Annotated in this window: 18 protein-coding genes and 1 tRNA gene; 4 read left to right on the top strand and 15 right to left on the bottom strand. The window is 72.0% G+C overall.

Annotated elements, in window-relative coordinates:
- Positions 1-49: 49 nt before the first annotated feature.
- The 5 genes from murJ to DVK44_RS20300 all read right to left on the bottom strand — a co-directional run bounded on the left by murJ (position 50) and on the right by DVK44_RS20300 (position 7,480).
- Positions 50-1,858 carry a murein biosynthesis integral membrane protein MurJ gene (gene murJ, locus DVK44_RS20320; RefSeq protein WP_114660938.1) on the bottom strand — a complete coding sequence of 603 codons (1,809 nt, stop codon included), beginning with the start codon at positions 1,856-1,858 and terminating at the stop codon, positions 50-52.
- On the bottom strand, positions 1,855-3,360 hold the full coding sequence (locus DVK44_RS20315; protein WP_114660937.1) for an O-antigen ligase family protein: 1,506 nt from the start codon (positions 3,358-3,360) through the stop codon (positions 1,855-1,857). The genes murJ and DVK44_RS20315 overlap by 4 nt, the downstream gene beginning before the upstream one ends.
- Entirely contained in the window at positions 3,360-5,045 is a 1,686-nt protein-coding gene (locus DVK44_RS20310) for a sugar transferase (protein ID WP_114660936.1), read from the bottom strand. The genes DVK44_RS20315 and DVK44_RS20310 overlap by 1 nt, the downstream gene beginning before the upstream one ends.
- A complete protein-coding gene (locus DVK44_RS20305) occupies positions 5,042-6,277 on the bottom strand; it encodes a glycosyltransferase (RefSeq protein ID WP_114660935.1) in 1,236 nt (411 codons plus the stop codon). Before DVK44_RS20305 ends, DVK44_RS20310 begins: the two co-directional genes overlap by 4 nt.
- 87 nt (positions 6,278-6,364) lie before the next feature.
- Complete coding sequence (locus DVK44_RS20300) at positions 6,365-7,480, bottom strand: DUF3344 domain-containing protein (protein ID WP_114660934.1); 1,116 nt, start codon at positions 7,478-7,480, stop codon at positions 6,365-6,367.
- 300 nt (positions 7,481-7,780) lie between these two features.
- Between DVK44_RS20300 and DVK44_RS20295 the strand changes: the two genes are divergently transcribed.
- Both DVK44_RS20295 and DVK44_RS20290 read left to right on the top strand, forming a co-directional pair.
- Positions 7,781-8,020: a chaplin gene (locus tag DVK44_RS20295; protein WP_114660933.1), complete on the top strand. Its 240-nt coding sequence runs from the start codon at positions 7,781-7,783 to the stop codon at positions 8,018-8,020.
- A gap of 247 nt (positions 8,021-8,267) precedes the next feature.
- Positions 8,268-8,594 (top strand): hypothetical protein, encoded by a 327-nt coding sequence (locus DVK44_RS20290; RefSeq protein WP_114660932.1) that lies wholly within the window; start codon positions 8,268-8,270, stop codon positions 8,592-8,594.
- A 112-nt stretch (positions 8,595-8,706) separates the two neighbouring features.
- Here DVK44_RS20290 and DVK44_RS20285 read toward each other — a convergent pair whose 3' ends face one another.
- Complete coding sequence (locus tag DVK44_RS20285) at positions 8,707-9,354, bottom strand: vitamin K epoxide reductase family protein (protein WP_114660931.1); 648 nt, start codon at positions 9,352-9,354, stop codon at positions 8,707-8,709.
- 8 nt (positions 9,355-9,362) lie between these two features.
- Positions 9,363-9,869 carry a DUF5949 family protein gene (locus tag DVK44_RS20280; protein WP_114660930.1) on the bottom strand — a complete coding sequence of 169 codons (507 nt, stop codon included), beginning with the start codon at positions 9,867-9,869 and terminating at the stop codon, positions 9,363-9,365.
- Positions 9,870-9,997: 128 nt separating this feature from the next.
- On the opposite strand from DVK44_RS20280, the gene DVK44_RS20275 reads away from it, so the two are divergent.
- Positions 9,998-10,891, top strand: a complete 894-nt coding sequence (locus tag DVK44_RS20275) for a ketopantoate reductase family protein (RefSeq protein ID WP_114660929.1) — start codon at positions 9,998-10,000, stop codon at positions 10,889-10,891.
- A 99-nt stretch (positions 10,892-10,990) separates the two neighbouring features.
- Here the strand turns inward: DVK44_RS20275 and DVK44_RS20270 are convergent.
- From DVK44_RS20270 to galU, 7 genes are all read right to left on the bottom strand, one after another.
- Positions 10,991-11,064, bottom strand: a tRNA-Ala gene (locus DVK44_RS20270).
- Between the two features lie 96 nt (positions 11,065-11,160).
- Positions 11,161-12,333: a divisome protein SepX/GlpR gene (gene sepX, locus DVK44_RS20265; protein ID WP_114660928.1), complete on the bottom strand. Its 1,173-nt coding sequence runs from the start codon at positions 12,331-12,333 to the stop codon at positions 11,161-11,163.
- A gap of 137 nt (positions 12,334-12,470) precedes the next feature.
- Positions 12,471-13,100 carry a GNAT family N-acetyltransferase gene (locus DVK44_RS20260; protein WP_114660927.1) on the bottom strand — a complete coding sequence of 210 codons (630 nt, stop codon included), beginning with the start codon at positions 13,098-13,100 and terminating at the stop codon, positions 12,471-12,473.
- Complete coding sequence (locus tag DVK44_RS20255; protein ID WP_114660926.1) at positions 13,097-13,684, bottom strand: MogA/MoaB family molybdenum cofactor biosynthesis protein; 588 nt, start codon at positions 13,682-13,684, stop codon at positions 13,097-13,099. Before DVK44_RS20255 ends, DVK44_RS20260 begins: the two co-directional genes overlap by 4 nt.
- Positions 13,681-14,277 carry a cyclic pyranopterin monophosphate synthase MoaC gene (moaC, locus tag DVK44_RS20250; protein ID WP_114660925.1) on the bottom strand — a complete coding sequence of 199 codons (597 nt, stop codon included), beginning with the start codon at positions 14,275-14,277 and terminating at the stop codon, positions 13,681-13,683. The genes DVK44_RS20255 and moaC overlap by 4 nt, the downstream gene beginning before the upstream one ends.
- A gap of 73 nt (positions 14,278-14,350) precedes the next feature.
- A complete protein-coding gene (glp, locus tag DVK44_RS20245) occupies positions 14,351-15,631 on the bottom strand; it encodes a molybdotransferase-like divisome protein Glp (RefSeq protein ID WP_114660924.1) in 1,281 nt (426 codons plus the stop codon).
- A 150-nt stretch (positions 15,632-15,781) separates the two neighbouring features.
- Positions 15,782-16,684, bottom strand: a complete 903-nt coding sequence (gene galU, locus DVK44_RS20240) for a UTP--glucose-1-phosphate uridylyltransferase GalU (RefSeq protein WP_114660923.1) — start codon at positions 16,682-16,684, stop codon at positions 15,782-15,784.
- Between the two features lie 138 nt (positions 16,685-16,822).
- Here galU and DVK44_RS20235 point away from each other — a divergent pair, with 138 nt between their 5' ends.
- Positions 16,823-17,413: a 5-formyltetrahydrofolate cyclo-ligase gene (locus tag DVK44_RS20235; protein ID WP_114660922.1), complete on the top strand. Its 591-nt coding sequence runs from the start codon at positions 16,823-16,825 to the stop codon at positions 17,411-17,413.
- A gap of 28 nt (positions 17,414-17,441) precedes the next feature.
- Here DVK44_RS20235 and DVK44_RS20230 read toward each other — a convergent pair whose 3' ends face one another.
- Positions 17,442-20,327, bottom strand: a complete 2,886-nt coding sequence (locus tag DVK44_RS20230) for a penicillin acylase family protein (protein ID WP_114660921.1) — start codon at positions 20,325-20,327, stop codon at positions 17,442-17,444.
- Positions 20,328-20,451 lie beyond the last annotated feature (124 nt).

The raw sequence follows: 20,451 nt of genomic DNA, 5'->3' as shown, positions 1-20,451 counted from the left end.
GAAGGCCCACAGGGGACCCGGACGGGCGGCGGCGGACGGGGAGACCGTGTCAGCGGACATGCGGCGGCTTTCGTGAGGCGGGGCGGAGGAGGGTGCGGAGTACGCGGAGTACGGGGTCGAGAAGACTGTCGATCTCGGGTGCCCGGAGGGCCCGGGCGAGGACGAGGAACACCGCGGCGATCACCGCGCAGGCGGCGGTAGCGGCGGGCGCGGGGGAGGCGACAAGGGCTCCGCAGAGCCAGCCGGCGCCGGTCGCCGCGGCGGCGGCGGCGCTGAGTTTGGTGAGGCCGCCGGCCATGAACCGGGCGTCGAGGGGCACACTGTGGCGGGCGAGGCCGGCCAGCATGAGGGCGGCGGTGAGGGTGATGCCGAGGGCGTTGGCGGCGGCGATGCCGCGTACCCCCCAGACCTGTACGAGCAGCGAGCCCGCGACGGTGGTCAGCCCGAGCCCCGCGATCATGGCGACCGCCGGGAACCACAGCGGGCGCGCGGCCGAGAAGTAGCAGCGTACGAGCGCCCCGACCAGGGTGTGGCCGAGCAGCCCGAGCGCGTACACCCGCATGACGGCGGCGGTCGCGGCCGTGTCGGCGGCGGTGAACTCGCCCCGCTGGAAGAGGACTTCGATGAACTGCGGGGCACAGGCGATGATCGTCGCGGCGCCCACCAGCACGATCGCCCCGGCCAGCGCGAGATCCCGCTCGACGCGCCGCCGCGCCCGGTCGGTCTCCCCCGCCGCCATCGCGCGGGCGACGACGGGGAAGGTGACTGTGCAGAGCATCAGGGAGAGCGTCATCGGGATCTGCGCGACCTTCTGCGCGTAGTTGAGATGCGAGATGGCCCCGGCGGGCAGCGGCGCGGCGAGGAAGCGCTCGATGAGGACCTGTGACTGGCGGCTGAGCGCGAAGACGATGACGGGCGCGAGAAGACCGAGAGCGACGGGCGCGGTGGCGGCTGCGGTAGTGGTAGCGGTCGCAGTCGCAGTCGCAGTCGCAGTCGCAGTTACGGACGCCGTCGCGGTCGCCGTCGCGGGAGTGCCCTGAGCGACGGCGGCGGTTCCGCCCACGGAGTCGGCCCCCGCACCGGCCGTCTGCCGTCCCTCCGCCAGCCGCCGCCACAGGCACGGCAGTTGGATCAGCACCATCAGGACGCCGCCGACCGCGACCCCGCCCGCGGCCACCTCGACGCCCCACCGGTCCCGTACGACCAGCATCGTGCCGATGATCCCGACGTTGGACGCCACATAGATCGCGGCGGGCGCCACAAAGCTGCCGTGCGCGCGGAGCACGGCGCTGCAATATCCGGCGAGCCCGTACGTGAAGACCGATGTGGCGGTCAACCGAGTGCAGTCCACGGCGAGTTGTGTCTCCGGCAGCCCCGGCGCCAGCAGCGCCACCACCCAGGGCGCGGCCACCGCCAGCAGCGCCGCGGCGGCGCTGAGCGCGAGGAAGAGCCGGGGCAGCGTCGACCGCGTGAGCAGCCGTACGGGATCAGCGGCCGTCCCGGGTACGGCGGCGGCCCGGCGGGCGAGGGCGAAGCTGAACGCCGGTACGAGGATGAGCGCCATGGCGTCCTCGATGAGCAGCGTGGCGGAGACCTCGGGGATGGTCCAGGCGACGAGGAAGGCGTCGGTGCCGGGCCCGGCACCGTACAGATGCGCGATGGTCTGGTCCCGGACCAGCCCGAGGACCGAACCGGCCGCCGTCAGCAGGGCGGTGACGAGCGCGGCGCGCGCGAGGAAGCGCCCGGCGGGGCCGGAGGTGAGCGAGCCGGTGCCGCTCTCCACCTCCGGAGGCGGAGTCTGCGCGGGGACGACGGTGGCGGGGGGCGCCGGGAGGGCGGACCGCCGGGTATCGGTCATGCGCGGGCGACCCCGTCCGAGACGACCCCGCCCGGCGTGGCTCCACCCGGCACAGCACCCTCCGGCACAGCACCGTCAAACGCGTCACCGTCCGGCCCGGCCCCGAGCGCCCACCAGGCCGCCAGTCCCAGCATCACGGCCGTCAGCACGGTCGAGGGCCCGCCGATGTCCGCGTACCCGAAGTCCACCAACTGCCAGACCAGCAGCCCGATGACGACAAGACCACACCCCCCGCCACCCGCACGGCGGCCGGTACGGGAGCGCCACAGCGCCCGCAGCCCCAGCAGAAGCAGCGCGGCCCAGCTGCCGACCAGCGCGAGAACGCCGAGCAGCCCCTGTTCGCTGAGGACCAGCAGGTACATGTTGTGCGGGGAGAGCAGCGGCTGACGCTGGAAGCCCAGCCCGGCGCCCGCCGTATCGCTGCCGGAGGAGAGGGCCAGCGAGGCGTGGCTGTCGCGGTGTTCGGGGAAACCCTTCAGCCCGACGCCGGTCAGCGGTCGCGTACGCCACATGTCGGCGGCGGCGGCCCACATCGTGTACCGGTCGGTGACGGACTGGTCCGGCGCGTCGGCCACGCGCGCGATGGAGTCGACGCGCTCGGTGACGAGCTGCGAGCCGATGCCGAGCCCGCCGACGAGCACGACCCCGAGCGCGCCGGCCGCGAGCAGCGCCGCGGCGGCGCGGCGCGGCCCGGAGAGCACGAGCTGGCAGACGACCGCGACCGCCGTGGCGATCCAGGCGCCGCGGCTGAAGGAGAGGAGGAGGGGTACGGCCAGCAGCCCGGCGCAGCCGAGGGCGGCGAGGCGCGCCCCCGTCCACGCGCCCGGCCGACCGGCCCCAGTACCGCCCTTGCCGCCCTTGCCGCCCTTCCCGCCCTTCCCGCCGACGGCGAAGCCGACCGCGATGACCAGCCCGTACGCGACGACGGTGGCCATCCCCATCACATCGGTCGGTCCGAAGGTGCCGACCGCGCGGACGTCCTCGCCCTTGTACGAGGCGCCCGTACCGGTCAGGTACTGGCCGACGCCGACCGCGCCCTGGACGAGCGCGACCGCGACCACGGACCCGGCCAGCAGCCGGAAGTCCCAGCGGTCGCGCAGGAGCAGCAGCAGCGCGGCGGGCACCAGCACGAAGATCTGGAGGTAGCGCGCCAGGCCGGGCAGGCTCACCGCCGGGTCCTGGGCGGTGAGGGACGCGACGGTCACCCCGAGCACCGGGAGTCCGAGGACGAACGCCGCCGTACGGGTCAACGGGCGGGCCCGGTCGCGCAGTACGCGGACGAGGCAGTGGAGGACGAGCAGCGCGGACGCCACGTCCGCCGGGCTCCCGGAGCCGGCCGTACCGTCCCCGGCGGGCGCCACCGGTACGGCGAGCAGGACGACGACGGCGATCGCGGGGAGCAGCGGGGCGGCCCGGCGCCACGGGAGGGGCGGCCGGGCAGCGGGCCGTACGGGCGCGTCGGACACGGCGGCAGCCGTATCCAGGACCACGGCCGTGGCCATCAGCTGCCCGCCGGCCGGACGAGGGACACCGCGGTCCGCACGATGATGCACACGTCCTGCCAGAGCGACCAGTGGTCGATGTAGTGGTTGTCGAACCGGGACCGCTCCTCGATGGAGGTGTCCCCGCGCAGCCCGTGGACCTGCGCCAGGCCGGTGATACCGACGGGCATCCGGTGGCGGGCCGCGTAACCCGGGTGGGTCTTGCTGAAGTTGGCGACGAAGTAGGGGCGTTCGGGCCGGGGGCCGACGAGGCTCATGTCCCCGCGCAGCACGTTCCACAGCTGCGGCAGCTCGTCCAGGGAGGTGCGGCGCAGCAGATTGCCGACCGGGCTCATACGGCGGTCGTTGGCGATGTTCCAGCGGGTGGCCGACTCCTGGTCGTCGGAGGGGCGCAGCGTACGGAACTTCAGCAGGGTGAACGGGCGGCCGTGCTGCCCGACGCGCTCCTGGCGGAAGAGCACCCCCGGCCCGTCGCCGAGCCTGACGGCGAGCGCGCAGAGCAGCAGCAGCGGCGAGACGGCCACCAGGACGGGCGCGGTGAGCAGCAGGTCCAGCAGCCTTTTGGCGAGGGCGCCCCGGCGGCGCCGGGCGGTGGCGGGCGGCTCCACGCGGTGGTAGCCGAATCCCCACAGGTGCCGCTCCATGACGGCGCGCGGGGCGACGAGGTCCCAGGGCCCGGCGCCGACGAACCAGGTGGCGCAGCCGTACGTGTGGAAGAGCGCGACCATGCCTGCCCGGGCGCCGGGGTCGCCGCCTTCGGTGAACAGGGCTTCCTGGACGCCGTTCTGGATGACGGCGCGGTGGATGTCCTCGGGGGTGGTGAGAACGGGCAGCGCGGGCGCGTCCGCGCTCAGGCCGGCACCGCTGCCCCCACCGTCGCGCGTCCCCTCCTTCTCCCGCTTCTCCCGTACGGTGCCGACGCCGACGCCGTCGTCCTTCGCGGGCTCCCCCGGCGCGCAGGCCGTGGGGGAGGCGACGCCGACGGGCCGCAGGCCGTACTCCGGGTGCTGGGCGAGCAGCGCGGTGATCCGCCGTACGGCCGGGCCCGCGCCGACGACGAGCGCCGAGCGCAGCCGGTTGCGGGCCGCCGAGCGGCGGTGCGTGTGGAGGAGCGAACGGCCGCCGCAGGCGACGGCGAGCTGTACGGCTCCGGCGCTCAACAGGGCGGTGAAACCAAGGGCGTTGGCCGGGAACACCGCGGCGCACACCGCTGCCGCCGCGCACCAGGCCACCGCGATCCGCGCGGCCAGCGCGGGCAGTTGGTCGAGGCCGGAGAGGACGACACCGTGCCGGTACAGCCCGGCGAGCGCGTTCAGCGCGGTGACGCAGAGGAGGAGGGTCAGGAGCTGGAGCGGCAGGACGGCGTCCGGCTGCCCGTCGGTGCGGACGGCGGTGGCCAGCAGCGCGGCGAGCACATCCGTCGCGAGCAGCGGCAGGGCGAAGCGGAGCGCGGAGCGCCGCGGCCGGCGGCGGGCCGGTGGCGCGAGGCGGTCGGGGAGTTCGCGTACGCCACGGGTGTCGCGGGGCGGCGCGATCGGCACGCGCCCCGGGGCGGTCCGCCCGCGTACCGCCTGGCTCACGGCGGTGGGCCGGCCGGTGGCCGCCGTACCGTCCGGGCGCCGTGCCGTCGTCGCCGTCCGCTCACGCCCGGACGGCGGAGGGACGCTGGTGCTTTCCGTGGTCACTGGGGAATCGGCTCCCTGCGCTCGGGGCGCGGCACCGCGGCCACGGCGCGGTACACGTCCGCGATGGCCCGCGCGGTCTGCCGCACGTCGTGGGTGTCGAGTACGTGCTGGTGGCCCTGGCGGCCGATGGCTTCGCGCAGCGGCCCGTCGTCGAGCAGCGTGTTGATGGCCGCCGCCAGCGCGGCCGGGTCCTCGGGCGGGGCGAGACAGAGCGCTTCCCGGCCGGGCGGCAGGGACTCGCGCGCGCCGTCCACATCGCTGAGGACGACGGCCCGGCCGCTCGCCATGGCCTCCAGGGGTGCTACGGCCATCCCCTCCCAACGGGAGGGCAGAACGACCAGATCGGCCGCCCGGTACCAGGGCGCGGTGTCCGGTACGGCACCGGCGAAGAGCACGGAGGGCGGCGCGGCGGCGCGCAGGGCACCTGCGTCGGGCCCGTCGCCGACGAGGACGAGACGGGCCCCCGGGAACCGCCGTACGACGGACGGCCAGGCGCGGAGCAGGATGTCCTGGCCCTTCTGACGGCAGAGCCGGCCGACACAGACGACGACGGGAGCGTCGGGGACATCAGGAAGGACCGGCGGGCGCCCGGCGAGCAGCGGCAGGGCGGCCCGAGCGTCGGCCCTGGCCCGGCCGTCCGCCCGCCGGGTCCCCGCCGCGCCTCCGAAGTCGCCCCGGTCGCCGAACCGATCGACCTCGACCCCGTTGCGGACGACCGACCAGACGGCCTCGATGCCCGCCCGCTCGCCGGTGCGCCGCTCGGCGTCGCTGACGCACACGATCCGGTCGGTCCACCGCACCGCCCACCGCTCCCAGCGCCCGGCCAGCCGCGCGGTCACCCCGCCGACCGCCTCGAACGACCAGGCGTGCGGCTGGAAGACGGTCGGGACACGGCCCCGTACGGCCAGCCGGCCGGCGAGTCCGGCCTTGGCGCTGTGGGCGTGGACGAGATCGGGCCGTACGAGGCGGACCAGCCGGGCCGCGTCCGCGATCTCCCGCGGCAGCGCCGGCCCGGGGGCGCGGGTGGCCCGCCAGACATGGACCTCGGCGCCCCGGCGGGCCGCGGCGGCGGCGAGCGGTCCCTCCGCCGGGCAGCCGACGACCGCCCGTACCCCCGCGGCGACTTGTGCCGCGACCAGGTCCAGGACCACGCGGGCCACTCCGCCGTCGACCGGCTGGACGAGGTGGAGCGCGGTGAAGCCGGTCCCTGGCCGGTGCCGTTCTGGCTGCACGCGCAACTCTTTCCACTCGTGGACATCGGAAATCGAGACGCAGAGCACGCGGACCGTTCAGAACTGCGTCAATCAGAACTGCGTCGCTCAGAACTGCGCGTCGGCCTCTACGAAAAACGCACCGATCCAGAAGGAGTCACGCTCGGTGCCGAATCGAACGCTAAGCCGGTCGGCGCCGGATGCCAGTGCACCACGCAGGTCGAACACGTCGGAGTCATACCCAAGGGTGTTCGCATAGTCCGGCTCGCGCTTCATCGCACGGGAATCGAAGTCCGTGATGCTGGAATTCATCACATCATCGGAAGGGTTATCTTTATTACTGAGAAGAACGCCTTTCCCCTTCCCCGTTTCCACGGCGAGCGTGTCCCCGGTGACCCCGCGGTCACCGTCGTACGCGACAACTCCCAGCCGCCCGGAGGCCCGTTCGGGAATGGGCATCGCGCCCAGGTCGACGCGCTCTTCCTCATGGCGCGCGTCGAGCAGATCGAAACCGTCCCAGATCGACAGATGCCGCAGCGGATCGTCGTCCTTCTTGTACGCGACGACCAGCGTCCAGCCGCCCCAGGCACCCGCGCCGGAGCGCCCCATGGCCACATTGAGCTGCGCCACGGTGTACATCCCGGGACCGCTGTCCTTCACCAGCGTCGTCACATCCGCGGACGCCTGGTAGGCGTCGGCCCCGCCCGCGATCCGGTGGCCGATCACGGTGTCGGCCAGGATCTCCTTGTACCGGCCGCCCGGCTCGGCGATCAGCACCCGCCCGTTGTCCGCGGCCGGTTTCTGCTCGCCGACCAGCAGATTGCCGCCCCAGTAGAGGCGCGCGTAGCTGACCCGGGCGCGGTCCGGCAGCCGCAGTTCGGCGCGGGTCGAGTTGTAGGTGTTGGGATCGTCGTCGACATCCGAATAGAACATGTCGAATTGCTGATTGGCCGCGTCCCCGCCGGCCCGCGCGGCCGCACAGGCCGACGTACGGTCGCCCTCCTCGGCCCGGCAGCTGATGGCCGCGTTGGCCGCCCGTACGATCCCGCCGTGCTGCACGGCGTACCAGCGGGCGGCGAACGGAATACGGGGGTCTTCCCTCGCACCGGCGCGCGGAGCGAAGTATGAAGGGACCACCGGTGGGTATACCGCTGCGGACAGCGAGAGTACGGCCAGACCGCACAGCACGCCACGCCCCACCGCACGAACCGCAGAATTCCGCATACGGGCTCTCCGCCTCCAAGTCCGAAACCAGAACGCACCATTACAGAGCGCGGACTGAAAATCACGCCAGACGCGCTGAAAGCTGCTGAACGTACAGTTGCACGTATATGAAGGGGTGACCGGAAGAATCCCTCCCCGATGAACTCTCGCGATCCTCGCGAACCCCCACGAGCAGCGCACCGAACGTGGATTCACCCGTTCGGGCCCGCAACCTCCGGGGGTCCTCGGCGTTGATGCATGAGTCGGGCAATCGCGCCCGGCGCTTACGTCATCTTCATACGACCGAGGAGCCTTTCCCCTATGTCGCGTATCGCCAAGGCCGTCGTCCTCTCCGCCGCGGCCGCCGCCGCTGTCGCCGGTGCCTCCGGCGCCGCCTTCGCCGACTCCGACGCGTCGGCCGCGGCTGTCGGCTCCCCGGGCGTCATCTCCGGCAACGTCATCCAGATCCCGCTGCACGTCCCGATCAACCTGTGCGGCAACACGATCGACGTCATCGGCATCCTGAACCCGGCGTTCGGGAACGTCTGCGTCAACAACTGACGTCGTCGTATCGAAGAGCCGTCCTTTCCCCCAGGGGAAAGGACGGCTTTCCGCGTTTCCACGGCTTCGTTGGCCGCTCGTTCGGGTGGCCCGCGCAGAATTCGACCGGTACGGAGTTTCCGCCGCGCCGAGAAGTCGTTAACGATAGCGGGATCGCCACCGGAAGAGGGGAGATCCCCAAAGCCCGGGCGTGAGAAGTGAGTTGCGCCGCGCGGGGAAAGCGGAATCACCAGAGAAGGATTCACCGATGAAGCCCACCAAGATCACCGCCACTGTCGTCGCCACCGCCGGTTCCGTGCTGGCGCTGGCCGGAGCCGTCACCCCGGCCCTCGCCGCCGCCGCGCCCGCCGCCGGACCGGCCCCCACCACCTCGCTCAGCCTGAACGGCGGCGTGGAGGACATCCTGGCCCAGGGCCTGCGCGACCCCCAGCCGCTGCACAGCAACGCGCTGGACACGGAGCGGCCGGGCTCGGTGCTGCACGCGGTGAATCAGGTGACGCAGGAGCTGAACAAGCCCCGCCAGGGCGGCAGCGGCGGCGGCCAGCTCCTCGGCGGCATGCCGCTCGGCAAGTAGCCCCTCCGCCCGTACCGCACCCGGAACAGCCGCCGCCCCTCACGGCCGAGAAAGAAGCCGAGAGGGGCGGAGAGGGGTCGAGAGGCGAGCGGCCGGACCGGAACAAGACCGCTCAGCCGGTCCAGAAGTCCCACCACCGGGTCAGGACGAGCATCCCGATGATGCCGATGTGCAGCACCGGCAGCACCCAGGTGAACTCCCCGAGGAGCCCGCGCACAACGGCCGGCGCGGGCAGCAGCCCGGCCCGCACATTGCGCGAAGTCACGTACCAGAACATGACGATGGTCGCCGCCCAGGCCAGACTGCACCAGAGGCAGAGCGAGCCGATGCTGTACAGCGACTGATACTGGAGCCAGGTGCAGAAGCCGACCCCGAACAGCATTCCGCCGTTCAGCCCGAGCCAGAACCACGGCCGGTAGCGCGCCCCGGCCAGCAGCCCCGCCCCGGCGGCGATCACCACCGCGTAGGTGACAAGCCCCAGCATCGGATTCGGGAAGCCGAAGACCGATGCCTGCGCGCTCTTCATGATGTTGCCGCACGAGACCACCGGGTTCAGACTGCACCCCGGAGTGAACCCCGGATCCTCCAGCAGCTTGAACTTGTCGAGGGTGATGACCCACGCCGCGAGCGCCCCCGCCGCGCCCGTGATCACCAGCAGCAGCGCCAGCGCCCCGCCGTCACCGCGCACTTCGCCGTCGCCGCCGGCCCGGCCGGCGCCGTCCAGAGCCGTCGCGTCCTGCTGCGCCAAGGTGGTTGCCATGTCCCGTCTCAGCCTCGCAGGCTGCGTACGGGCACCACACAGTGCGCGGCGGCGGCGAGCATCTCCGGGTCCCCGGCGAAGGCCCGCAGCCGCTCCTCGTCCACCGGCCGGCCCGGAACCGCCTCGGCCCACGGCCGGGTGGCGACCACGAAGTAGACCTTCCCGGTCTCGCGGGCGTCCCGCTCCCACTCCGGGGGCACGGGGCACTGCGCGTTCAGATACGGCATGGTCAGCACGGCCCGGCCCGCCTCCACGAGCAGCTTGACCGAGACACCGCCGGGCTCCTCCGTGAGGTCGACCACCTCACCGGGCCGCAGCCCGACCTCACCGAGAACCGCACGCATGGTCTCCTCGACGACCCCGGGCCCGCCCCGGCCGTCACCGAGCGAATAGGCGAGCAGATAAGGAGAGTTGCGTTCACTGTCGGTGGGGTCGCTGGTCCAGGGAATCACCGAGAGAGTGCCCAATTGGGAGATGTACTGGGCGCTGTTCGACGCGGCGTTGGTAGTGGTCATACTCCGGCACAGTACTGGCCCGCGTCGTATATCCGTGAGCCCCGTTCACCCGACCGGGTTACCACTGGGGCGACTTCACTTCTTCATGCGTCCAATCCGCTTTCTCATAATGAATATAAGATGCCTGAATGAGAATTCTGATGGTCGGTGCGGGAGCTTTGGGACAGGTCTTCGGCTTGTGGCTGACCAAGGCCGGCGCGTCCGTAACGTACGAGGCAAGACAGAAAACGACCAACAGTGACATAAAAACCCTTTATCGCCTGCGAAGGTTCGCCCGCCCGGTGCCCGAAGAACTCCGCGCGCGACCGTACCCGGCTGACGGGGTCTGGGACGCGGTGTGGCTGTGCGTGCCCTCCCCCGCCCTGCACGAGCCGTGGGTACGGGACCTCCGCGAGCGCGTCGGCGCCGCGACCGTCGTCACCATCGGCCAGGACCCGCGCGATCTGCCCGCCCTCGCCGGGATCTGGCCGGCCGAGCAGATCGTCCAGCTGGTCCCGTCCGTCCTGGCCCACCGGACACCGGCGGGCATCGCCTACTGGTCGCCGCCCGGCACCGCGCACACCGTCCACGGCACGGACGACCGGGCCCGCCCCGTCGTCACGGCGCTGCGCGCGGCGGGCGTACGGGTACGCCGCGCCCGGCGCCCCGGCACCGCCGAACTGGGCGCCGCGCGGATGATCCCGTACCTGGCCGCCCTGGAAGCCGCCGACTGGTCCCTGCCCGCACTCCGCGCCGACCTGACCACCCCCGCCACGGCCACCCGCGAGGCGGTCACCGTGACCGCCGCCCTCCTCCACCGCCCCCCACCCCGCCTCAACGTCCCGGCCCCCGCCGCGAACCTGATCCTGCGGGCCCTCCCCGCCCTGGCCCCGTTCGACCTGCCCCGCTACCTGCGAACCCACTTCACCAAAGTGGGCACCCAGACACGGAAAATGCTCGACACCTGGATCACGGAGGGCACATCACGGAACCTCCCGGTAACAGCCCTGACGGCACTGCGCGAGTCACTCCCCCACCACTGACCCAACGGGGCCACCCGCGCCCCACTCGCGTTGCCGAGCGCCACAACAGCGAAGTCCCGCCCGATCAACCGATCGGACGGGACTTCGCTGTTGTTGTTGTGGACCTGAGGGGATTTGAACCCCTGACCCCCTCGATGCGAACGAGGTGCGCTACCAGTCTGCGCCACAGGCCCTTGCAACGAGTGAAACTTTAGCACCCTCGGGGCCGTGCTCGGAAATCCGTTGGGTGCTGGTCACGGGCCGGGGGGGGCTCGGTGTGGAGGGGGCGGTCATTCGTTGGCGGCGCGGGGGCGGGTGGTGTCGTCGTACTGGTCGAAGAGGGGGGTCCGGCCGCGGTCGCGGTGGCGGCGCGGGGGCGGGGGGGCCGTGGCCGGGGGGGCCGGTTCCGGGGCGGGTTCCGCTGTGGAGGAGCGGGCCGCGCTCCAGGTCTCCGGGTCGGTGACGTCCACGCCGCCGGTGGCGCGGGGGGCGACCGGGGCCGTGACGTAGGTGGGGAGGGGGACCGGGACCGGTTCCCAGCTGTCGCCGCGGGCCGGGCCGCGTTCGCGCTGCTGGTCGACCCACTCCGCGTGGTCGGTCTGCTCGACCAGGGCCCGGCGCCCGGCCTCCTGTGGGGAGACCGCGGCGACCGGCTCGGCGGCGGGGCCGGGGCACGCGGCGGGGTCGGGCTCCTCTGCGGGCTCGCCGGCCGCCGACGCGGCGGGCTGGTGGCGGCGGGGACGGTTCTCGCGCAGGCGCTGGGCGGCGGCCTCGGCCCTGCGCCGGTCCATCGTGAACGCGAAGCGGCGCCGCTCCTGGCCGCGCAGATGCACGATGTACGTGCTCAGCAGGACAGCCGGCACAGCGGGGGCCCAGAGGAAGCCGAGGCCGCCGACCGCGGCGACGACGGCGCCGAGGGTGAAGGCGAGGAAGAGGACCACGGTCGTACGGCGACGGCGCGCCAGGACCTGCGAGCGCTGTGCGCGCCGGGCGCGTTCGGCCGATGCGCCGGTGGGGCGCTCACGCCGGTCGCGGCGGTCACGCCGGTCGCGACGCTCAGGCCGCCGAAGCGTCTCTCGCGTATCGCGCCGCTCGGGGCCGCGCTCCGGTTCGGGTGCGGGTTCCGCGCGGGGTGCGGGGCGCGGGGCCGGGGCCACGGGGATCTCCATCCGTACCTCTGTGTGCTCCCGAGGCGCGGAGAAGGCCCGGACGTCGACGGAGCTGATCGACTCCGCGTGACGGTCCGGCTCCGCGTCGGTTCCCGCCTCCTCGGCGCGTCCCTGAAGCTCCTTGGCGTAACGGCGCTCCATGGCCGCCCTTCCGGACAGCAGCCGGATGGCGGTGCTGAAGCGTTCCGTCGGACGCGCCTCGTTCAGCTCGTCCTGCCTGCGGAGCCACATCGGCACCAAGTAGGCGGCCCAAGCCCCGACGATGACTGCGTAGATGAGGCCGCTGCTGCTCACGGTTCACACCGTAGAGGGGTTCGCACGACGGCATACGCCAATTGGGCCGGTGTGTCGCACGATCTAGCTGATATCACGGACTTTTTTTATGATCTTTCGGATCAGTTTATGACCTTATGGAAACCAATATCGAACACTTATTTCATTTTCTGGTTGTTCCCGGGCCGTGTCCGCTGCCAGCGGTGCAGCAGTCCCTCCGGCACCTCCTCGGCCGTGAGCACATAGACGAGATGGTCCCGCCAGGCCCCGTCGATATGGAGGTAGCGCGGGCGCAGCCCCTCCTCGCGGAAGCCCAGCTTGTCGACGACCCGGCGGCTGGGCCCGTTCTCCGGCCGGATGCAGACCTCGATACGGTGCAGCCCGACCATCCGGAAGCAGTGGTCGACGGCGAGCGCGACGGCCGTCGGCACCACGCCGCGCCCCGCCACCTCGCGGTCCACCCAGTACCCGACATGCCCCGCGCACATCGAGCCCCAGGTGATCCCGGCGACCGTCAACTGGCCCACCAGCCGCCCCTGGTACTCGATGACGAACGGCAGCATCCGGCCCGCGTGCGCCTCGGCGCGCAGATGCCGGACCATCTGACGGTACGTGGGGCGCTGCGCGGCCGGGGAGCCCGGCGGCGGGGGCGGAATCGTCGCCTCCCAAGGGCGCAGCCAGTCGCGGTTGCGCCGGTTCACCTCGCGCCAGGCGCGCTGGTCGCGCAGTTTTATCGGGCGCAGGACGACATCGCCGTACGCCAGGGTCGCGGGCCAGGCCGGGGTCATCCGGCGGTACGCGGGTGATCGCCGCCGTGGATCTGGTCCACGGCGTGGACGAGCAGCCGGTCGAGGACGGCGAGGCCGTCGCGTACGCCGCCGGTGGAGCCGGGCAGGTTCACGATCAGCGTCCGGCCGGCCACGCCCGCCAGGCCCCGGGAGAGCGCGGCGGTGGGGACCTTCGCGGTGCCCTGCGCGCGGATCGCCTCCGGGATGCCCGGGATCTCCTGGTCGAGCACGCGCCGGGTGGCCTCCGGGGTGCGGTCCGTCGGCGAGAGGCCGGTGCCGCCGGTGGTCAGGATCACGTCGTACGCGGCGGCCACGCCCGCGCGCAGCGCCCGTTCGACCGGATCGCCGTCGGGGACGACCGTCGGCCCGTCGACCGCGAAGCCGAGCGCGGCCAGACCGGCGGCGAGGATCGGGCCGCCGGTGTCGGCGTAGACCCCGGCCGCGGCGCGCTGGGACGCGGTGATCACCAGGGCGCGGCGGGGAACGGGGGCGGGCGCGGCGTCCGTACTCGGGGCCGTATGGGCGTCCGTACCGGTGTCCGGCGGTCTGTGGCCCGCGCCGTCCCGTGCGGGTGGCGTGCTCATGCCGCGCCTCCCGCCGCGTCCGCCGCGCCCTCTGTGTCCGCCGCGTCCGCCGCCGTCCCCGGGCGGGTCCAGGTGCCGGACTTGCCGCCGGTCTTCTCCTCGACCCGTACGTCCGTGATGACGGCGCCCTTGTCGACGGCCTTGACCATGTCGACGACCGTCAGCGCGGCGACCGAGACGGCGGTCAGCGCCTCCATCTCGACGCCCGTGCGGTCGGTGGTCTTCACCGTCGCCAGGATCTCGACGGCGTCGTCGGCCACCCGGAGGTCGAGCGTCACGCCCGAGACCGCCAGCGGGTGGCAGAGGGGGATCAGGTCGGGGGTCCGCTTGGCGCCCATGATGCCGGCGATACGGGCCGTGGCAAGGGCGTCCCCCTTGGGCACTCCCCCGCCCCTGAGCAGCTCCACGACTGCGGCCGAGACGAGCACCCGGCCGGACGCGCGCGCCACGCGCGCGGTGATCTCCTTGGCCGAGACATCGACCATACGGGCCGCGCCCGACCCGTCGAGGTGCGTCAGACGGTCACCGCCCCGCTCGTCGGGGGGCTGAGGGGGCTGGGATCCGGGGGTCTCCCCCCGGGAAAACACGGTCATTCGCTGCTGGCGCTCCCGGTCCGGGCCCGACAGGGCCTGTGTGGGCAGACACGGTACCGCCACCGGGCGGCTCTCAGCCGATCAGGACCACGTCGACCTCCGCGCCGGGCGCCAGGGAGACGGTCTCCTCCGGGACGACGATCAGCGCGTCGGCCTGGGCGAGGGCGGCGACCAGGTGCGAGCCGGCGCCGCCGACCGGGGTGATCGCGCCCGCCTCCGCGTCGTACGCGCCGCGCAGGAACTGCCGCCGCCCCGCCGGGGACGACAGCGGCCCGTCGGCCGTCAGCGTCGCCCGGACGACGGGCCGGTGCACGTCCTCCAGGCCCATCAGCACCCGGATCGCGGGCCGTACGAACAGCTCGAAGGAGACGTACGACGACACCGGGTTGCCCGGGAGGGCGAGCAGCGGGGTGTGGTCCGGGCCGATCGAGCCGAAGCCCTGCGGCTTGCCGGGCTGCATCGCGAGCGTACGGAAGTCGATGCCGCTGCCCTCCTCGTCCTCGTCCCCTACGGACGAGAGCGCCTCCTTGACCACGTCGTACGCCCCGACGCTGACGCCGCCCGTGGTGACGACCATGTCGGCGCGGATCAGCTGGTCCTCGATGGTGGCGCGGAGGGTGTCCGCGTCGTCGGTGACGGCGCCGACGCGGTAGGCGATGGCGCCGGCGTCCCGGGCGGCGGCGGTGAGGGCGAAGCTGTTGGAGTCGTAGATCTGGCCGGCGCCCAGCGGCTCGCCGGGCTGGACCAGCTCGCTGCCGGTGGAGAGCACGACCACGCGCGGGCGCGGGTGGACCCGCACCCTGTCCCGGCCGATGGCGGCCAGCAGGCCGATCTGGGGCGGGCCCAGGACCGTACCGGCCGCCAGGGCCAGATCGCCGGCGCGTACGTCGCTGCCGCCGGCGCGGACATGGGCGCGGGGCTCCGCCGAGCGGTAGACCCGCACCTCGCCGTCGGAGCCGTCCCGGCCGGGGCCGGCGGGGCGCATCGAGGTGACGGCGCCGCCGCCCGTACCGCCGTCGGTCCACTCCACCGGGACGACGGCCTCGGCGCCGGGCGGCAGCGGCGCGCCGGTCATGATGCGGGCCGCCTGCCCGGGGCCGACCTCGGGCAGGGCGCCGCTGCCGGCCGCGACATCGCCGATGACGGTCAGCACGGCCGGAAACCGCTCGGTGGCTCCGGCGAGATCGGCCGTACGGACCGCGTAGCCGTCCATGGAGCTGTTGTCGAACGGCGGCAGGGCCACCGGCACCGTAACGTCCTCGACGAGGACGCAGCCCTGGGCGTCGGGCAGTTGCAGCTCGATGGGGTCGAGCGGGCGGACGGCCGCGAGGATGTCCGCCAGGTGCTCGTCCACCGACCAGAGCCGGCCGGGACCTGCCGTCGCCTCGGCCGTCGTTGTCGCCGCTGCCGCCGTCGTCGCAGGTGTCGCTGCCTCAGGTGGCGCCGCCGCTGTGGCCGCTGTCGCCGACTGGTCCGGTGCCGGGTCTGCCGTGCTGCTCAAGTGCTACATCTCCTCGCTGACGTAACCGCGGAGCCAGGTCCGGAAGTCCGGGCCCAGGTCTTCACGTTCGCATGCGAGTCTGACAATGGCACGCAGATAGTCACCGCGGTCCCCGGTGTCATAGCGGCGGCCCTTGAAAATGACGCCGTGGACGGGCCCGCCGACCTTCTCGTCCGCCGAGAGCTGCTGGAGCGCGTCGGTCAGCTGGATCTCGCCGCCGCGGCCGGGCTCGGTCCTGCGCAGTATCTCGAAGACGGCGGGGTCCAGCACATAGCGGCCGATGATGGCGTAGTTGCTGGGGGCGTCGGCCGGCTCGGGCTTCTCCACGAGGTCGTGGACCTTGAAGACGTCCGCGTCGGCGGTGGGCTCGACGGCGGCGCATCCGTAGAGGTGGATCTGTGCCGGGTCGACCTCCATGAGGGCGATGACGCTGCCGCCCTCGCGCTCCTGGATCTCGACCATGCGGGCGAGCAGCGGGTCGCGCGGGTCGATCAGGTCGTCACCGAGCAGGACCGCGAAGGGCTCCTGGCCGACGTGCGGGGCGGCGCACAGCACGGCGTGGCCGAGACCCCGGGGGTCGCCCTGACGCACGTAGTGCATGGTGGCGAGGTCGCTGGACTCCTGGACCTTGGCGAGGCGTTCGGTGTCGCCCTTGAGGGTGAGCGCCTGCTCCAGCTCGTAGTTCCGGTCGAAGTGGTCCTCAAGAGGGCGCTTGTTGCGGCCGGTGACCATGAGGACGTCGGAGAGGCCGGCGGCCACCGCCTCCTCGACCACGTACTGGATCGCCGGCTTGTCGACGACCGGCAGCATCTCTTTCGGGGTTGCCTTGGTGGCGGGCAGGAACCGGGTGCCGAGGCCCGCGGCGGGGATGACAGCCTTGGTGATCCTGGAGGGCGAGTGAGTCATACGACGAACCCTATCCATCAGGAATGGGCGGAAGATGATACTCCGGTTAACTTTCGGCTCATAAACTCTCATGTGTGAGGTTTACGACACTCTGTCGGCCTGAATTGAGCCGTCGTCAGTCAGAAAGCGGGCCGCCAGGTGAGTCAGCACACGTCCGGCAAGGCGGCCCTGCGCCGTGAACTCCTCGCGGCGAGAGCCCTGCTGTCCGATGAAGACGCGCGGCGGGCCGGATCGGTTCTCGCGCGGCACGCACTGGATCTGCCGGAGCTGACCGGCGTCGGCACGGTCGCCGCGTATGTGTCGGTCGGGCGGGAGCCGGGCACGCGCGCGTTGCTCGACGCGCTGCGGGCGCGGGGGGTACGGGTGCTGCTGCCGGTGCTGCTCGCGGACAACGACCTGGACTGGGCGAAGTACGAGGGCGCCGAACGGCTCGTACGGGCCGCGCGCGGCCTGCTGGAGCCCGCCGGTGCGCGACAGGGCCCGGAGGCCGTCCTGACGGCGCGTACGGTCCTGCTGCCCGGTCTCGCGGTGGACGCGCGGGGGATGCGGCTGGGGCGCGGCGGCGGCTCGTACGACCGCGTCCTGGCGCGGCTGGCGGCGGCCGGCGCGACGCCGGCGCTGGTGGTGCTGCTGTACGCGAACGAGGTGGTCGCGCGGGTCCCGGAGGAACCGCACGACCACCCCGTACGGGCGGTGGTGACGCCCGAGGGCGTCACGCGCTTCGCGTAGCGCTTACCGCGTCCGCTGTCTACTTCGCCTACTTCGTCAGCGTCAGCGTGTCCGTCGTGGCGCTCTTCACCGCGTCGTCGCCGAAGGACCAGTCGAGCAGCTCGCCGTTGGCCCACTTGTCCGTCTGATCGGTGTAATGCGCGTTGTAGGCGTGCCCCGAGGCGCCGGTGAGGTTGATCCAGCGGGACTTGTCCCAGTCGCCGACGTTGACGACCATCCGCATCGAGGGCACCCACACCACGTGGTAGCCACCCGCGGCGTTCCAGCCCGTCGCGTTGACCGTGGCCTCGCCGCCGCCGAGGTTCCACGGACCGCGGTTGAGCATCTGCTTGAGGATGCCGGGGCCGCTGGTGCCGAGGGTCTGGTTCTCCAGTTGCAGCTGGTGGAGACGGCCCCAGCTCCAGCTGGAGACGTCCTTGCCGAGCTTGGCGGTCAGCTCCCAGCGCGCGTCCGCCATGGCGCGGGCGAAGAGCTGGTCACGGGTCTGGGTCGCCTCGTCCTTGCGGGTGGCCGGGGAGGTCCACCAGGGGCTGTTCTCGTCCTTGATGATGTTCTGGACGACCTGGATCCAGCGGTCCCCGCCGTCCGGCTGGGCCTGGTCGGCGGCGCGCTGGCCGCATTCGCGCACCAGCCGCTGATTGTCGTCCACCGGTCCCGAGCCGTTGGCCGGCCGTACGTTGAGGCACTCGCCCTTGACCCGCAGCTCCTTGGGGAGTTTATTTCCGAAAGCGAGCATAAGGATGTTGCGCCAGACCGCGTTGAAGTAGGCGGCGGCCCCCGAGTCGGAGTCCTGGGTGTAGTCCCAGCCTTCGAGGAGCTTCTGGGCCTCGCGGACGGACGGCTCCGTGATGTCCGCCTTCAGCAGATGGGGCATCAGCAGCTTGGCGATCTGACTGCTGTTGTCCATCTGCATGGACTGCATGTCGTCGGTCGAGATCTTCCCGCCGTCCTTGATCTTCGAATCGATCAGGTCGACGATCCGCTGGCTGCGGGCGCCGTAGCCCCAGTCCTCGGTCAGCGTGTACGGGTACTTCTTGGCGTCGATGACGGCCTGGTTGGCGGTGACGATGTAGCCGCGCTTCGGGTTGTACTCGTAGGGCAGCTGGTCGAAGGGGATGTACCGGTCCCACTTGTACGCGGGGTCCCAGCCGGGGGCCGGGGTGCGGCCGTCGAAGCCCTTGGAGCGGACCGGGATCTTCCCGGGGGCCTGGTAGCCGATGTTGCCCTTGGTGTCGGCGTAGATCAGGTTCTGCGAGGGGACCTCGAAGTGCTCGGCGCCCTTGCGGAACTGGTCGAAGTCCGCCGCCTTGTTGATCTCGAAGACGGCGTCCATGGACTTGCCGGGTTCGAGCGCGGTCCACTGGAGCGATACGGCGTAACCGTCACCGCGGTCCGGGGCGACATCGCCGACCGGGGCCTTCTCGCCGACCTTCTTCAGCTCGCTGTTGCGGTCGGAGACCACCGGGCCGTGCCCGGTGGAGCGGACGGTGATCTTCCGGCTGGCGCCGCCCGCGACCTTGATGGTCTCCTCGCGGGTCTTGAACTTCACTTCCTTGTCGCCGTACAGGTACGTGTCGCCGCTGACCTTCTCCAGGTAGAGGTCGGTCACGTCGGCGCCGAGGTTGGTGAAGCCCCAGGCGATGTTCTGGTTGTGACCGATGATCACACCGGGCATTCCGGAGAAGGTGTAGCCGGCGACGTCGTACTGGCAGGACGCGGAGACCGTCCGGCAGTGCAGGCCCATCTGGTACCAGAGCGAGGGCAGCTGGGGCGCGAGGTGCGGGTCGTTGGCGAGGAGGGGCTTGTCCGTCGTCGTGTACTGGCCGGCGACGACCCAGGAGTTGGAACCGATGCCGCTGCCGCTCGGACCGAGCAGGGCGGGCATCTCGTCCAGGGTGCTGGTGAGGGCGGCGAGCTGGGAGGCGAGGCCCTCGGTGGCTTCGGAGGGGCTGTAACCGACGTTGGTGCCGGTGCCCGTGCCGGTTTCGGTACCGGTCTCGGTACCGAAGCCCGTACCGGTGCCTGTTCCCGTGCCGGTGTCCGTGCTCGGGTTCGTGCCCTGGCCCTGGCCCTGCCCCTGTTCGGTGGAGTCGCCCGTGCCGGTGTCGCCGCTCGTGTCACCCGGCGCCTCGCTGGAGGGCTCCGCCGCGGGGTCGTACTTGCCGGTGGCCGGGTCTATCCCGCCCGCGCTGACGATGGGCTCGTTGCGGCTGTACGGATACGACGGGTACAGCTCGTCGATCTGCTTCTGGCTCAGCCGGCTGGTCATCAGCGAACGGTCGATCTCGTCCTGCATGTTGCCGCGCAGGTCCCAGGCCATCGCCTTGAGCCAGGCCACGGAGTCGACCGGGCTCCACTTCTCGGGCTTGTAGTCGTTGGTGAGTTTCAGCGCGGCGTACTCGACGGAGATGTCCTTGCCGTCACGGCCTTCGAGGTAGGCGTTCACCCCGTCCGCGTACGCCTGGAGGTTCTTCTTGGTCTCCGCCGAGAGCTGGGTGTCGTACTCCTTCTGCGCGACTCCGCGCCAGTCCAGGGTGCGCAGGAAGGTGTCGGTCTTGACCTGCCCCTTCCCGAACATCTCGGAGAGCCGCCCGGCGGTGAGATGGCGGCGGACGTCCATCTCCCAGAAGCGGTCCTGCGCCTGGACGAAGCCCTGGGCGCGGAAGAGGTCCTGGTCGGTGTCCGCGTAGATCTGCGGGATTCCGTAACTGTCGCGCCGGACCTCCACGGAGCCGGACAGGCCCGCGAGTTTGATCGTCCCCGTGGTCTGGGGGAAGGAGGCACGGACCGTACTGACGCCCCAGAACGCGCCGTATCCGACACCCGCGACGAGCGCCAGCACCAGGACGATCACGATCAGACGGGCGCGTCGCCCCTTCTTTTTGCCGGAAGGGGGGGCTGTATTGGCGGGCATCGCTGTCCTTCGAGGGGCAGGGTGGTCCTGGGAATGCTGGAGCAACCATAGGCGCAGCACTTCACCGCGCCGGACGCGGTGTCATGCAGTACGACTCATCAGTCGATCACATCGCGATTCACAC

The sequence above is a fragment of the Streptomyces paludis genome (assembly GCF_003344965.1).
Taxonomy (GTDB): Bacteria; Actinomycetota; Actinomycetes; order Streptomycetales; family Streptomycetaceae; genus Streptomyces; species Streptomyces paludis.
Note: the sequence above shows the minus strand (reverse complement) of the source record. Positions and strands in the feature narration are given on the sequence as shown.

Bases quoted from the DNA above. Each gene is read 5' to 3' on its own strand.
- murJ (WP_114660938.1), bottom strand. From the start codon at position 1,858: ATGACCGATACCCGGCGGTCCGCCCTCCCGGCGCCCCCCGCCACCGTC.
- DVK44_RS20315 (WP_114660937.1), bottom strand. From the start codon at position 3,360: ATGGCCACGGCCGTGGTCCTGGATACGGCTGCCGCCGTGTCCGACGCG.
- DVK44_RS20300 (WP_114660934.1), bottom strand. From the start codon at position 7,480: ATGCGGAATTCTGCGGTTCGTGCGGTGGGGCGTGGCGTGCTGTGCGGT.
- DVK44_RS20295 (WP_114660933.1), top strand. From the start codon at position 7,781: ATGTCGCGTATCGCCAAGGCCGTCGTCCTCTCCGCCGCGGCCGCCGCC.
- DVK44_RS20290 (WP_114660932.1), top strand. From the start codon at position 8,268: ATGAAGCCCACCAAGATCACCGCCACTGTCGTCGCCACCGCCGGTTCC.
- DVK44_RS20285 (WP_114660931.1), bottom strand. From the start codon at position 9,354: ATGGCAACCACCTTGGCGCAGCAGGACGCGACGGCTCTGGACGGCGCC.
- DVK44_RS20280 (WP_114660930.1), bottom strand. From the start codon at position 9,869: ATGACCACTACCAACGCCGCGTCGAACAGCGCCCAGTACATCTCCCAA.
- DVK44_RS20275 (WP_114660929.1), top strand. From the start codon at position 9,998: ATGAGAATTCTGATGGTCGGTGCGGGAGCTTTGGGACAGGTCTTCGGC.
- DVK44_RS20260 (WP_114660927.1), bottom strand. From the start codon at position 13,100: ATGACCCCGGCCTGGCCCGCGACCCTGGCGTACGGCGATGTCGTCCTG.
- DVK44_RS20255 (WP_114660926.1), bottom strand. From the start codon at position 13,684: ATGAGCACGCCACCCGCACGGGACGGCGCGGGCCACAGACCGCCGGAC.
- moaC (WP_114660925.1), bottom strand. From the start codon at position 14,277: ATGACCGTGTTTTCCCGGGGGGAGACCCCCGGATCCCAGCCCCCTCAG.
- galU (WP_114660923.1), bottom strand. From the start codon at position 16,684: ATGACTCACTCGCCCTCCAGGATCACCAAGGCTGTCATCCCCGCCGCG.
- DVK44_RS20230 (WP_114660921.1), bottom strand. From the start codon at position 20,327: ATGCCCGCCAATACAGCCCCCCCTTCCGGCAAAAAGAAGGGGCGACGC.